Genomic DNA, 12772 nt, shown 5'->3' on the forward strand with positions numbered 1-12772 from the left:
CTGGTCGACGGGTCACCGGCTATCCGATCTCCGGTTCCCGAGTCGGTCGATCCGGCGACCGACTCGGGCCCGCTGCTCGCCGGGCGCGCGATCGAGAGAGGGTGACCCGTTGCACCGGGTGCTCTAGGCTCAGGTCATGAGCACCGAAGAAGGCGCCTCCTCGTCTGAGGAGATGAAGCGCAAGTTCAAGGAAGCGCTCGAGAAGAAGAACGCGCACCAGCGGCAGGGCGAGGCACACCTCGACGGCGATTCCGCCGTCCACAGCGCGCACGCCCCGCAGACCCGGCGCGAGTTCCGACGCAAGAGCGGTTGACCGCGCGGATGCGGGAGTCCGTTCCTCGGACTCCCGCATCCCTCTCTCTTTCTCTCGGTCAGGCGCTTCCGGCCCGCATCCGAGCCCGCTCCTCCTTCGCCGCCCTCTCCGTGAGAGCCGCCTCGCGCAGGTCCTGGACATCGGCCCCTTGCGACCCGCCCGATGTCGTGTGCGCGTCCACCCCATCGAGCAGCGACTCGTCGAACGGCAGCTCGCCGCCGAGGACCCGGCGCACGCGCACCCGGTCGATCTGCTTCGTCCAGGTGCCGATCAGGAGCGTAGCCACGGCGTTGCCGGTGAAGTTCGTGAGGGCGCGACCCTCGGACATGAACCGGTCGATGCCGACGATCACCCCGACGCCGTCGACGAGATCGGGACGATAGGCCTGCAGACCACCGGCGAGCGTCGCGAGCCCTGCGCCGGTGACCCCGGCTGCGCCCTTGCTCGCGATGATCATGAACACCAGCAGTCCGATCTGCTCGCCGATCGACATCGGCTGCCCCATCCCGGTCGCGATGAACAGCGATGCCATGGTCAGGTAGATCGCCGTGCCGTCGAGATTGAACGAGTATCCCGTCGGAACCGTGATGCCGACCACCGGCTTGGAGACGCCGACGAACTCCATCTTCGCGATCAGCCGCGGGAGCGCGGACTCCGAGGAAGAGGTACCGACGATCAGGAGGTACTCCCGTCCCAGGTACTTCATGAGCGAGAAGATGTTCACCCGAGCCACCGTCCAGAGCAGCGCTCCCAAGACCACGACGATGAACAGGATGCAGGTGATGTAGAACGCACCCATCAAAATGCCCAGGCTCCAGATCGCTGCGATCCCGGTCTTGCCCACCACCGCCGCGATCGCACCGAACGCCCCGATCGGCGCCAGCCACAGGATCATCCCGAGAATGCGGAACACGAGCTTCTGGAGTTGCTTGACCGCCTCCATGATGGGCGCCCCGCGCTCACCGAGCCCCTGCAGCGCGAATCCGACGAGGAGCGCGATGAACAGCACCTGCAGCACACTCTCACCGGTGAAGGCCGAGAAGAACGTGGTCGGGATGATGCCCAGGATGAACTCCTGCGTCGTCTTCGCCTCCGTGTCGGCCGCGTCGTAGGTCGCGGAGGCCATGTCCAGTCCGGCGCCGGGGTGGATGATGTTGCCCACGAGCAGTCCGATCGCGAGTGCGAACGTCGACATCACCATGAAGTAGAGCAGTGCCAGCCCGCCGATCTTGCCCACGGTCGCGGCCTTGGCGATGGAGCCAACCCCGACGACGATCGTGCAGAAGATGATCGGCGCGATCATCATCTTGATCAGCGCGACGAAGCCCTTGCCGAGAGCTTCGAACCCCTGGCCGATCTCCGGCCAGACCAGACCCACCACGGCACCGAGCACCACGGCGATCAGGACGGACACGTAGAGCCACGTATGCCTGTCCCACGCGTGCTTCCCCCGTCGCCAGTTGAACTTCGGGAGTGCGAATCCTGTCGTGAGCGCCATGCGTCCTCCTTGATCGTCGACGTCGTCGTCCGGTGGCGGCTGCGGTGCCGCCGATCGGGTCCCAGAGTCGCCGACTTCGCGGCGCAGCACGATTTGTGGTCGTATTGGTCTCGGCACGGACCATCGACGATCGGAGGCACGCGATGACGCGCACCTCCCCCGGGCGCAGCACCGCCTCTCGCGTGTTCTTCGTGCTGCTCGGCGCGACCGTCGTGATCGGCGTGCTGGTGGCCGGTTTCCTCGTCGTGGAGACCCAACGGGCGCTCCGGACCGAGGCGGAGCGGGTCACGGCTGCCACCGCAGAGGCTCTGGCGGTCTCGCCGGTGGTCGTGGCCGGGCTCGCCGGCAGGGACGCCGAGGCAGCCACCGAGGTTCTCGAGCCCTACACGCTGGACGTGATCGCGCGCGCGGACCTCGACTTCATCACGATCATGACGCCCGACGGCATCCGGATCACGCACCCCGATCCGGCACAGATCGGCAAACGCTACCTCGGAACGATCCCCACCGCCGCCCGCAGCCTCACAGAGGTCTTCACCGGCACGCTCGGACCGTCCGTGCGGACGATCGTGCCCGTGACCGCCGCAGACGGAGAGGTGATCGGGTGGGTCTCGGCCGGCGTCACGACCGAGACCATCAGCGACACCCTGATCCGCCGGCTGCCCCTCACCCTCGGCATCACCGCCGGGCTGATCGCACTCGGCGCGGCCGGGGCCGTGATCGCGCGGCGGGCGACGCGGCGCATCACGGGAGATCTTCCGCCTGGGCAGCTGCGAGATGCGGTCTCTTCGTACGAGTCGATCCGTACGCTCGGCGATGCCCTCCGCGCCCAGACCCATGAACACGGGAACCGGATGCATGCCGCCGTCGCCCTGCTCGAGCTGGGTCGCAGCGCCGAAGCCATCGAGATCCTGACCGAGACGTCTCGCCAGAGTCAATCTCTCGTCGATCAGGTCACGGCGCGGCGTCACGGTGACCCGGCCGTCGGTGCGCTGCTCCTCGGGAAAGCGTCGCAGGCCAAAGAGCGTGGCATCGACTGGCGCGTGCACATCGAGCCGGAGACTCCGCGTACCCCGCTCTCGCCGGTCGACGCCGTCTCGGTGCTCGGCAACCTCGTGGACAACGCGATGGATGCGGCCGCCGAGTCCGAGGATCGCTGGGTGCGGGTGTCCCTGCGCTCCGGGGAGGAAGGTGAGGTGGTGCTCGAGGTCTCCGACAGCGGCCCGGGTATCCCGCGAGCCCAGCAGGACCGGATCTTCGAACAGGGCTACTCGACCAAGCCCGCGGACGCCCAGGGACGCGGCGTCGGCTTGGCACTCGTGCGGTCCGTGGTCACCGGAGCCGGCGGCACGGTCTCGATCAGTGACGGGCCGACGACGTTCCGCGTCGTCCTGCCCGCAGCGACCGGGCCGCGGAGGTCACGCCCATGATCCGCACGCTGCTCGTCGACGACGATGCCCTCACGCTCGAACTCCACCGCGACTACCTGGCCCGCCTCGACGGGTTCATCGTCGCCGGAGAGTGCAGCAGCGCCCGCGCAGCCTTGAACGCGGTGCTCGATCGGCCCGGCGCCGCGGCCTTCGACCTCGTCCTGCTCGACATCACCATGCCGGACGGGTCGGGGATCGATGTGCTGCGGATGCTACGTGCTCGGGCGGAAGCCACCGACGTCATCGCGATCACCGGGGTGCGTGACGCCGAGACCGTCCGTCAGATGGCGGCCCTCGGCGTCTACCACTACCTGATCAAGCCGTTTCCGTTCGCCGTGTTCCAGGAGCGGATGGACGGGTACCGCGCCCATCGGGAGCAGGCCACGACGACCGCAGGCGAAGCGACGCAGGCGGAGGTCGACGCCCTCCTCGGCCGCGCCACGGGCACGGTCGCCGTGCCGAAGGGCCTGTCCGTCGCGTCGCTCGAGAAGATCAGCGCCGTGTTGCGGACCTCCGGCCCGCTGTCGGCACGGGAGGCCGCCGAACGGCTCGGGATGTCCCGGGTCGCCGCGCGTCGGTACCTCGAGCACCTCGTGGCGGAGGGCGTGCTCACGCGGGCGGCGCGCTACGGGACGCGCGGACGCCCGGAGACCGAGTACGACTGGAAGCGGCGGACCGGACCGACCGCCTGACCGTCACCCGTCAGGGGCGAGTCGTGATCCGGCTCACTCGCCGGCCAGCCCGCCCAGCATGTGCCCGAACGAGCGCCCCTCGCCCAGGTACGTGGCGGGGTCGTACGGGTCCTCGACCGTCGTCTCCTCCCGACGGATGATCGCCTCTGCGAGCTCTCTGGCTCCTCGCTCCACACGCTTGCCGAGCGGAGCCACATCGTCGCCGGAACCACCCCAATCGCTCGACGCGGCGAACACCCCGGTCGAGACGGCATCGGCGTGGAGGTAGGCGAACAGCGGCCGGATGGCGTAGTCGATCGCGAGAGAGTGTCGCGCGGTGCCGGCGTTCGCACCGATCAGCACGGGCTTGCCCCGGAGGGAATCCGGGTCGAGCACATCGATGAACGACTTGAAGAGCCCCGAGTAGCTCGTCGAGAAGATCGGCGTCACCGCGATGAGAGCGTCGGCCGAGACCACGGTGTTGATCGCGGTCTCGAGCGCAGGAGGCGCGAAGCCGGTGAGCATGTTGTTGGTGATGTCGTGTGCGTAGTCGCGAAGCTCGATGACGTCGACACTCGCCTGGATGTCCTGCTCGGCGAGCGCCTTGACGGTCTCGGTCGCGAGCCGGTCGGCGAGCATCCGCGTGGAGGACGGGTTCGACAAGCCGGCGGAGACGACGGCGATACGACGCGTGGTCATCTCACGCCTCCTTCCGGCCGAGCCCGAATGCCGCGCCGGCGGGGGCAGGAGAGTCCTGATACGGCGAGTCGCCGGTCAGGTTGTCGCCGCGGTTGGCGCCGGGACGGGCCTGACGGGTCGGCCCGTCGCCGAACTCGGCCTTGACGCGTGCCGCGTGGGTCGGCGCGTCGGGTACTGCGGCAGGACGGTCGTTCGCGAGTTCCTTGCGGAGCACGGGCACGACCTCGGAGCCGAGGATGTCGAGCTGCTCCAGCACCGTCTTCAGCGGCAGGCCCGCGTGATCGATCAGGAACAGCTGTCGCTGGTAGTCGCCGTAGTGCTCCCGCATGGCGGCGTAGCGGTCGATGACCTGTTGCGGGGAGCCGACGGTCAGCGGAGTCATCTCGGTGAAGTCCTCCATGCTCGGCCCGTGGCCGTAGACCGGCGCGTTGTCGAAGTATGGACGGAACCGGTTGACCGCCTCCTGCGAGTTCGCAGCCATGAACACCTGTCCGCCCAGACCCACGATGGCCTGCTCCCTGGTCCCGTGGCCGTAGTGCTCGAAGCGCTGCCGGTACAGCTCGATCAGGCGCTGGTAGTGCTCCTTCGGCCAGAAGATGTTGTTCGCGAAGAAGCCGTCACCGTAGTAGGCGGCCTGCTCCGCGATCTCCGGGGTGCGGATGGACCCGTGCCAGACGAACGGCGGGATGCCGTCGAGCGGACGAGGCGTCGAGGTGAAGCCCTGCAGCGGAGTGCGGAACTTCCCCTCCCAGTCGACCACGTCCTCACGCCACAGCTTGTGCAGCAGCGCGTAGTTCTCGATCGCGAGCGGGAGTCCCTGACGGATGTCCTGCCCGAACCAGGGATACACCGGTCCGGTGTTGCCGCGGCCGAGCATGAGGTCCATGCGGCCGTCGGACACGTGCTGGAGCATCGCGTACTCCTCGGCGATGCGCACGGGGTCGTTCGTGGTGATGAGCGTCGTCGACGTGGAGACGATGAGGCGCTCGGTCTGCGCGGCCAGTGCCGCCAGGAAGGTCGTGGGGCTGGAGGACCAGAACGGCGGGTTGTGGTGCTCGCCGATGGCGAAGACGTCGAGTCCGACCTCTTCCGCGTGGACGGCGATGGCCGTCGTCGCCTTGATGCGCTCCTGCTCGCTGGGGGTGATGCCGGTGAGGGGGTCGCGGGTGATGTCGCTGACCGACATGATGCCGAACTGCATCGCCTGCGCGCCTGACTGCTCGCTCATGATTGCTCCGTGTTCTCCGAACCGGATGACTCGCATCCGGTTCTATTCACTTGAATGTAACTGTGTCAACGCGCTCACAGCAACTTTATTCCCGGGCTGTAATCTCGGACGATGAGCAGTACCGGCGCCGACCTCACAGGGCCCACCACAGGTTCGATCCCGCGACGAAGACGGCGCGTGCCGTTCTGGGACAACGCACGGTACTTGTGCATCGTGCTCGTCGTCCTCGGACACGCGATACAACGCCTCACCTACGACTCCGACATCGCGTTCGCCCTCTATCTCGCGCTGTACGCGTTCCACATGCCGGCGTTCGCGATCATCTCCGGGTACTTCTCCAAGTCCGGCTCCCCCACCAAGACGCAGATGGCCCGGGTGATCACGGACATCATCCTCCCCTACGTGATCTTCGAGACGCTCTGGACCCTCACCAAGTGGGCCGTGGAAGGCGAGGCATCGCCCAACTTCACGAAACCGAGCTGGACACTCTGGTTCCTCCTCGCCCTCGGCATCTTCCGCCTGATCCTCCCCTACCTCGCGCTGCTGCGCTGGCCGTTGCTGTGGACCGTCCTGATCTCCATCGGCTCGGGCTATCTCCCGAACGTCGACAGCACCTTCTCCCTGTCCCGCACGCTCGGACTCCTGCCGTTCTTCGCGCTCGGCTGGTGGCTCCGCGAGCATGACATCGTCGATCGACTGCGGTTGCTCGACTTCCGCCCGTGGTGGATCCGCGCTGCCGCGGTCGCCGTCCTCGCCGCAACGGGGTGGGCGGCCTGGAACTGGCTGCCGCTCTGGCAGGCCATCGACCTTCGACACTGGCTGTTCTATGAGGACGCCTACTCCGATCTGGGCGGCGACCAGTGGTGGGCGGGCGGGATCCGGATCGCCCTGATGCTGCTGGCCGTCGTGCTGTGCGCGGCGTTCTTCCTCCTGATCCCCCGCGCTTCGTATTGGTGGACCTCCTTCGGTCAGTACACGATGTACGTCTACCTGCTGCACTCCTTCGTGCTCTATCCGTTCCGCGAGACAGGCGTCCTCCGAGACCTCGAACCCACCTGGCTCTGGCTGCCTCTGGTCACCGCACTCTCCGTGCTCGTCGCACTTCTGCTCGCGACCCGGCCGGTGCGCTGGGTCTTCCGCCCGCTGATCGAACCGCGCCCGGGGTGGCTCTTCGCCGACCCCGAGCTCACTCGACGGGAAGGGCGTCGCAACGATCCCACCGGCTCGCGGCGTCCGCGTCCGACCTCGTGACGGCCATGAGCGTGGCGCACACCGTGCGCGACAGCATCGTGGAGGCCGCCACGCTCTCCGGCTTCGGCGCACACGGACTGCACGTGCGCATCGGCGACGCCGAGGCCGAGCACCGGTGGACCGCCGACGTCCGGGAAGACGTGCACTCCGTCGCGAAGGGCGTCTGCGTCCTGGGCGCTGCCCTCGCCGCCGACGAGGGGCTGGTCGACGTCGACGAACCGGTGGTCGCCTCTCTTCCCGACTTCGCGCACGGTGACGGGGTCGACGAGGTGACGCTGCGCCATCTCCTGACGATGTCGAGCGGGATCGATCTCCCCTGGTCGGAGACCCTGATGACGGATTGGCCCGACCTGGCGCGCGAGTTCCTCCGACGCCCATCACGCGGACGCGTCTTCCAGTACTCCAACGCGAGCACCTACACCGCGATGACGGCTCTCGCGGCGCGAGTGGGCGACGTGGGCGAGTATCTGGATGCGCGGCTCTTCGCTCCGCTCGGCATCACCGACGTCGCCTGGGCACGCTGCCCGAACGGACGCATCGAAGCCGGCGGCGGTCTCCCCCTCCGTACGAGCGAGATGGCGCGCATCGGGCTGCTGATCCGAGACCGCGGGAAGTGGCGAGGCAGACGGCTGGTGTCGCCGGAGTGGATCGACGCGATGCATGAGGATGCCGTCGTCGCCGGCGAGAACCCCGGATACGACCGCTATGGGCTCGCGGGATGGGGCGGCCCCGGCCCCGCGTGGCGGCTGCACGGAGCGTACGGTCAGCTCCTGATCTTCCTCGACGACGCGGTCGTGACGATCAGCGCGAACGACCATGCCGGTGCCGACGCGATGGCGGCCTCGGTGGTCGGGATCCTCGAGGACGCCCTCCCGCGACCCTGAGGTCAGGCGAAGAGGTCGGCTCCGATGTACGACCCCGGCTTCACCCCGGCGGGAACCGCCCAGATCCCTGAACCGACGTGCCGGATGTATTCGTTCATCCGATCGGTCGAGAGTCGGCGCTGCAGGGAGACGAACTGCGCCGGATCGCGCTGGTAGGAGAGGAAGAACAGCCCGGCGTCGAGTCGTCCGAGATCGTTGTTGCCATCGACGTAGTTGTATCCACGACGAAGGATCCGGACGCCGTCGTTGTGCTCGGGATGCGCGAGGCTCACGTGACTGTTCTCGTCGATCGCGGTGCTCCGGAAGTCGGGCGCGGTGAACTCGTCGCCCCCGGAGAGAGGCGCCCCCTCCCCCTTGTCCCGCCCGATGATCGCATCCTGCTCGGACAGGCGCACCCGGTCCCAGGTCTCGATCAGCATCGCGATCTTGCGGGCGACGAGGTACGAACCGTCGGCGAGCCACGCGGGCTCATCCTGGGTCGAGACCCAGACATGATCCCTGAGCGCGGCGGCATCATCGGCGAGGATGTTCGCCGTACCGTCTTTGAAACCGAACAGGTTGCGCGGCGTCGCCTGCGTCGTCGTGGTGCGTGACGTCTTGCCGAAGCCCAGCTGCGACCAGCGCAAGCGCGCGCGTCCGAACGCGATGCGGCTGAGGTTGCGGATCGCGTGCACCGCCACCTGCGGATCATCCGCACATGCCTGGATGCACAGATCTCCGTGGGATGCCTGCGGGTCGAGGTCGTCCCCGAGGAATGCCGGGAGGCGCTCCAGCCCCGCCGGCCGCTGCGCAGCAATGCCGTAGCGGTCGCCTTCCTCGTTCTCGAACAGTCCCGGACCGAAACCGAAGGTGAGGGTGAGTCCCGAGGCAGGAAGGCCCAGGGCCTCACCCGTGTCGTCCGGAGGCGCTTCGGCCGACCCTCCGACGGCACCCGTCGCGCTGACCTCGAGGCCCTGTGCCATCCGCGAGGCCGCATACGACCAATCCTGCAGCAGCGAGATCAGGTCCTCCCGGTCCGTGCGCGGCATCATGTCGAAGCTCGCGAAGTGGAGGTGATCCTGCACCGGGGTGGTGATGCCGGCCTGGTGCTCGCCGAAAAAGCCGTACGCCGAGTGCGCGCCCTCCGCCGCTCGCGCGCGACCCAGCGCCACACCTCCGGCGAGCCCGGCGCCCGCTCCGACGGCGAGCCCCGCCACACTTCCGCCGATCGCCAGACCGAGGAGCCCTCGTCGGCTCAATCCACCGGAGGCGGATGCATCGCGCGTCGCCGCCTCGTCGGGCGCAGCGCCCTCTTCAGGTTCGTTCACGTCCGTGATGGTATCCGGTCGGTTCGGCACGCGGCTGATCAGTCGAGAACCGTGCTGGTGAGCTGCGAGAGCGGCTCGGCGAGGGCGTTGATCAGATCGGTGAACTCCCGCTTGTCGCCTTCCGTCAACGCGGAGTATCCGACGAACCCGTCCGTCAGCGAACCGTGTGCGGCGAGCGAATCATCGAGGGACGCGTAACCCGCTTCGATCTCGCCGACGAGCGCCTTCCCGTCTTCGCCCTGCGCGACGGCGAAGTCCTTCACGAGAGAGAAAGCCATCTTGGACCCCTCGACGTTCGCCGCGAAGTCGTAGAGGTCGGTCCCGGACCACCAGTCCTCCTCGCCGGAGATCTTTCCCGTCGCGACCTCGTCGAGCAACGCGATGGCGCCGTTGGAGATCCCGCCGATGCCCTGGTCATCGAGAGCCGTCGTGAAGTCGTCCGAGTGCACGTACTCGTACAGCTCCTGGACGTCGGCGAGAAGCAGGTCACCGTAGTCGGCGCGCTCCTGGGGCGTCGACGGCGCCCAGTCCTGCCAGGCCGACGTCTCGCCGTCGGCGTTCAGGGCGTCCTGCGCCGGCACCCACAAGTCCTTCTCGATGCGGTGGAAGCCTGTCCAGTCCAACCCCTCGGCGACGGCGTCGACCTCACGGTAATCGATGCGCGGGTCGAGGTCGCCCAGTGCCTCGGCGACCGGTTCGATGCGCTCGTAGAACGCACGGGTCTGCGGGAAGAGCTCCCGTGCGGTGGCGTCATCGCCGGATTCGTACGCGGTGACGAAGTCCTCGACGGCCGGGACGAGCTGGCCGACCTGGTCCTTCACGAACGCGGCGTAGAGGTCGACCGCCTGCTGCTTCTGCTCGGCGTCGGGTCCTTCGACAGCCACCCGATCGCCCGTGACGGTGAAGGCGGCCTTGCCGACTCCGTCACCGATCATGCCCGGCTTGCAGAGCGTGAAGTACTCTCCCGGCTGCGCCACGACCGTGAGGGTGCGGGATGCCGCGGGGGCGATGTTCTCGACCTCGCCGACGATGCGGAGACCGTCTTCGGCCAGGAGGTAGAACTCGGAGACCTGATCGGTGTCGTTCTTGACGTCGAAGGTGAGCGTCCCGCTCTTGGCTGTGGCCGCCGACACGGCGCAGTCGGTAGCGGTCGAGGATACGGCGAAGGCGGCATCCGCGGCGACGTCGCTCTTCGCAACGCACCCGCTCAGGACGAGCACTGCGGCTCCCGCGGCCGCCAGGGTCCCCAGGACACGGTGAGAGGTGGTCATGCTGCTCCTTGTTGGGTGAGAGAAGTCGGTGGCGGCCCGGACTCGGGCTGCGGCGCGTCGTGTGACCGCACCGGACGCGGAGACCGCAGGCCCCGCACGTACAGTGATCCGACGACGAGGATGTAGAGGGTCCACGCGATGACCTGGACCCACGTCATCGCGGGCATGAAGCCGACCGTGGCCTGCAGCACCGCGGCCAGCGGACCACTCGGCGCGATGACGGACGACACGTCGAAGGCCCAGCCGAACGGGAACCCCGCTCCGCCGACGGCGACCGCGCCCGTCACGGGGTCGAGCGGTGCAGCGGCGGTGAACGGCCCGGGGAGGGCACCCGCCTCCTGCAGATCCATCAGCGCGTAAGCGAGCACGCCGGCCGCGACGATGACCAGGAAACCACCGGTCCACGCGAAGAAGCGGCGCAGGTCGAGCTTCACGGCTCCGCGGGAGATGAGCCAGCCGACGATGACGGCGGCGGCGAGGCCGAGCAGCGCACCGAGCAGAGCGGAGGGAGCGTCGCCGAAGGCCTGCACCATCGACCACAGCAGAAGAGTCGTCTCGATACCTTCACGAGCGACGGAGACGAAACCGATCGCGACCAGCGCCCAGAGCCCGCCGGTGGTGAGCGCACGATCGAGACCGCCCTCCAGCGTCGCCTTCATCGTGCGTCCGGCGCGCTGCATCCAGAAGATCATCCACGTGACCATGCCCACGGCCAGGAGCGAGAGCCCGCCGCCGATCAGCTCCTGCGCCTCGAACGTGAGCTCGTAGGCACCGAAAGTGAGCACGGCGCCGATGCCGAGGGCGAGGGCGATCGCGAGTCCCACTCCGGCCCACATCTTGGGGAGCGCATCCTGACGGCCGAGGCGACGGAGATACGCGACGAGGATGCCGACGACCAGCGCGGCTTCCAGACCTTCACGGAGGCCGATGAGAAAAGTGGCGAGCACGGGAGAACTCTCTTGCGATGACTGAGGTAAGGCATCCCTTACCTCCAGGACTCTAGCATCTCCTCGACGCGATATCGGAACAGGATGCGTCGGGCTGGACGAACGTGCGCGGTAACGCGACGCAACAGTCACCCTCACTCCTGGACCGCCGACGTACCCTCGGTCCATGGCTGAACTCTCGCTCCCGATCCTCGACCTGTCCCAGCTCGATCAAGGCCCCGAGGCCGCGGCACGCTTCTGCGAGAGCCTCCGGGCGGCGACGCACGACGTCGGCTTCTTCTATCTCACCGGCACGGGCATCTCCCCGGAGCTGGAATCACGTCTGCACCGGGCTGCGCGCGACTTCTTCGCCCTCCCCGAGGAGGACAAGCTCGCGATCGAGAACGTGAACAGTCCGCACTTCCGTGGCTACACCCGCATCGGCGGCGAGCGCACCCGGGGCGAGGTCGATTGGCGTGAGCAGATCGACATCGGGCCCGAGCGCGAGCCTCTGGACGACGGCCCCGCGTTCAACCGCCTGATCGGACCGAACCTCTGGCCGGCTGCACAGCCGGAGTTGGAGGAGGTCGTGACCGAGTGGCACGAAGCCCTCTCGGAGGTCTCGCGCACACTGTTGCGCGCCTGGGCGCTGGCGCTCGGCGCCGACGAGACGTACTTCGACGAGCACTTCGGGGAGCCGTCGACCCTCATCAAGATCGTGCGCTACCCGGGCACCCATGAGCCGGAGCCGCAGCAGGGTGTCGGGGCGCACAAGGACTCCGGTGTGCTCACGCTGCTGTGGGTCGAACCCGGCAAGGGGGGACTGCAGGTCGAACGCGACGGCGTCTGGGTGGACGCTCCCCCGGTGCCCGGGGCCTTCGTCGTGAACATCGGCGAGCTGCTCGAGTATGCGACCGGCGGATACCTCAAGGCGACGAACCATCGTGTCGTCTCGCCGCAGGCACCGGACGACCGCATCTCGATCCCGTTCTTCTTCAACCCCGCGCTCGACAAGCGTCTGCCGTTGATCGAGCTCCCTGCGGAACTCGCGGCGGAGGCGAACGGGGTGACGGACGACCCGGACAACCCGATTCACGCCCTCTACGGCGAGAACGCGCTGAAGTCGCGCCTGCGCGCCCACCCGGACGTCGCAGCGATCCACCACGCCGACCTCGTCGGCGCGCGGGTCTGAGCGGAAGCGCCCACCTGTCGCCTGCCTCCGCGACTGCGTGACCCGCCACACATGACGAAGGCCGCCCCACACCGTGGGGCGGCCTTCTCAAGAATGTTCTGC

At 68.1% G+C, this 12772-nt stretch carries 12 protein-coding genes; 6 read left to right on the forward strand and 6 right to left on the reverse strand.

Going from position 1 to position 12772, the window contains the following annotated elements:
* Positions 1–136: 136 nt before the first annotated feature.
* Positions 137–313, forward strand: coding sequence for a DUF5302 domain-containing protein (locus ACLF6J_RS03610; RefSeq protein ID WP_165875365.1), 177 nt, complete (start codon positions 137–139; stop codon positions 311–313).
* Positions 314–371: 58 nt separating this feature from the next.
* Here the strand turns inward: ACLF6J_RS03610 and ACLF6J_RS03615 are convergent, their stop codons facing one another.
* Complete coding sequence (locus ACLF6J_RS03615) at positions 372–1811, reverse strand: cation:dicarboxylate symporter family transporter (protein WP_134353576.1); 1440 nt, start codon at positions 1809–1811, stop codon at positions 372–374.
* 143 nt (positions 1812–1954) lie between these two features.
* Here ACLF6J_RS03615 and ACLF6J_RS03620 point away from each other — a divergent pair, with 143 nt between their 5' ends.
* A complete protein-coding gene (locus ACLF6J_RS03620) occupies positions 1955–3241 on the forward strand; it encodes an ATP-binding protein (RefSeq protein ID WP_134353575.1) in 1287 nt (428 codons plus the stop codon).
* A complete protein-coding gene (locus ACLF6J_RS03625) occupies positions 3238–3933 on the forward strand; it encodes a response regulator (RefSeq protein WP_134353574.1) in 696 nt (231 codons plus the stop codon). Before ACLF6J_RS03620 ends, ACLF6J_RS03625 begins: the two co-directional genes overlap by 4 nt.
* A gap of 33 nt (positions 3934–3966) precedes the next feature.
* Here ACLF6J_RS03625 and ACLF6J_RS03630 read toward each other — a convergent pair whose 3' ends face one another.
* Together ACLF6J_RS03630 and ACLF6J_RS03635 are read right to left on the reverse strand one after the other, a co-directional pair.
* Positions 3967–4611, reverse strand: coding sequence for an FMN reductase (locus ACLF6J_RS03630; protein ID WP_047519327.1), 645 nt, complete (start codon positions 4609–4611; stop codon positions 3967–3969).
* Position 4612: 1 nt separating this feature from the next.
* The gene (locus tag ACLF6J_RS03635) at positions 4613–5839 is read right to left on the reverse strand and encodes an LLM class flavin-dependent oxidoreductase (RefSeq protein ID WP_134353573.1); all 1227 of its coding nucleotides are present in this window, start codon (positions 5837–5839) and stop codon (positions 4613–4615) included.
* 111 nt (positions 5840–5950) lie between these two features.
* Here ACLF6J_RS03635 and ACLF6J_RS03640 point away from each other — a divergent pair, with 111 nt between their 5' ends.
* Positions 5951–7090, forward strand: a complete 1140-nt coding sequence (locus ACLF6J_RS03640; protein ID WP_134353572.1) for an acyltransferase family protein — start codon at positions 5951–5953, stop codon at positions 7088–7090.
* A gap of 5 nt (positions 7091–7095) precedes the next feature.
* Entirely contained in the window at positions 7096–7974 is an 879-nt protein-coding gene (locus ACLF6J_RS03645; RefSeq protein ID WP_134353571.1) for a serine hydrolase domain-containing protein, read from the forward strand.
* 2 nt (positions 7975–7976) lie between these two features.
* Here the strand turns inward: ACLF6J_RS03645 and efeB are convergent, their stop codons facing one another.
* The 3 genes from efeB to efeU are packed head-to-tail and all read right to left on the reverse strand — an operon-like array spanning position 7977 to position 11499.
* A complete protein-coding gene (efeB, locus tag ACLF6J_RS03650) occupies positions 7977–9281 on the reverse strand; it encodes an iron uptake transporter deferrochelatase/peroxidase subunit (protein ID WP_244093647.1) in 1305 nt (434 codons plus the stop codon).
* A 38-nt stretch (positions 9282–9319) separates the two neighbouring features.
* Positions 9320–10552, reverse strand: a complete 1233-nt coding sequence (gene efeO / locus ACLF6J_RS03655; protein ID WP_134353570.1) for an iron uptake system protein EfeO — start codon at positions 10550–10552, stop codon at positions 9320–9322.
* Entirely contained in the window at positions 10549–11499 is a 951-nt protein-coding gene (gene efeU, locus ACLF6J_RS03660; RefSeq protein ID WP_134353569.1) for an iron uptake transporter permease EfeU, read from the reverse strand. The genes efeO and efeU overlap by 4 nt, the downstream gene beginning before the upstream one ends.
* Before the next feature lie 166 nt (positions 11500–11665).
* On the opposite strand from efeU, the gene ACLF6J_RS03665 reads away from it, so the two are divergent.
* Positions 11666–12670, forward strand: a complete 1005-nt coding sequence (locus tag ACLF6J_RS03665; RefSeq protein ID WP_134353568.1) for an isopenicillin N synthase family dioxygenase — start codon at positions 11666–11668, stop codon at positions 12668–12670.
* Positions 12671–12772: the final 102 nt, after the last annotated feature.

The organism is Microbacterium sp. IO18, from assembly GCF_049099505.1.
In the GTDB taxonomy this organism is placed as follows: domain Bacteria; phylum Actinomycetota; class Actinomycetes; order Actinomycetales; family Microbacteriaceae; genus Microbacterium; species Microbacterium aurugineum.

Coding starts and splice junctions, on each gene's coding strand:
- ACLF6J_RS03630 (WP_047519327.1), bottom strand. CDS start 4,611: ATGACCACGCGTCGTATCGCCGTCGTCTCCGCCGGCTTGTCGAACCCG.
- efeO (WP_134353570.1), bottom strand. CDS start 10,552: ATGACCACCTCTCACCGTGTCCTGGGGACCCTGGCGGCCGCGGGAGCC.
- ACLF6J_RS03645 (WP_134353571.1), top strand. CDS start 7,096: ATGAGCGTGGCGCACACCGTGCGCGACAGCATCGTGGAGGCCGCCACG.
- ACLF6J_RS03615 (WP_134353576.1), bottom strand. CDS start 1,811: ATGGCGCTCACGACAGGATTCGCACTCCCGAAGTTCAACTGGCGACGG.
- ACLF6J_RS03625 (WP_134353574.1), top strand. CDS start 3,238: ATGATCCGCACGCTGCTCGTCGACGACGATGCCCTCACGCTCGAACTC.
- ACLF6J_RS03620 (WP_134353575.1), top strand. CDS start 1,955: ATGACGCGCACCTCCCCCGGGCGCAGCACCGCCTCTCGCGTGTTCTTC.
- ACLF6J_RS03635 (WP_134353573.1), bottom strand. CDS start 5,839: ATGAGCGAGCAGTCAGGCGCGCAGGCGATGCAGTTCGGCATCATGTCG.
- ACLF6J_RS03640 (WP_134353572.1), top strand. CDS start 5,951: ATGAGCAGTACCGGCGCCGACCTCACAGGGCCCACCACAGGTTCGATC.
- ACLF6J_RS03665 (WP_134353568.1), top strand. CDS start 11,666: ATGGCTGAACTCTCGCTCCCGATCCTCGACCTGTCCCAGCTCGATCAA.
- ACLF6J_RS03610 (WP_165875365.1), top strand. CDS start 137: ATGAGCACCGAAGAAGGCGCCTCCTCGTCTGAGGAGATGAAGCGCAAG.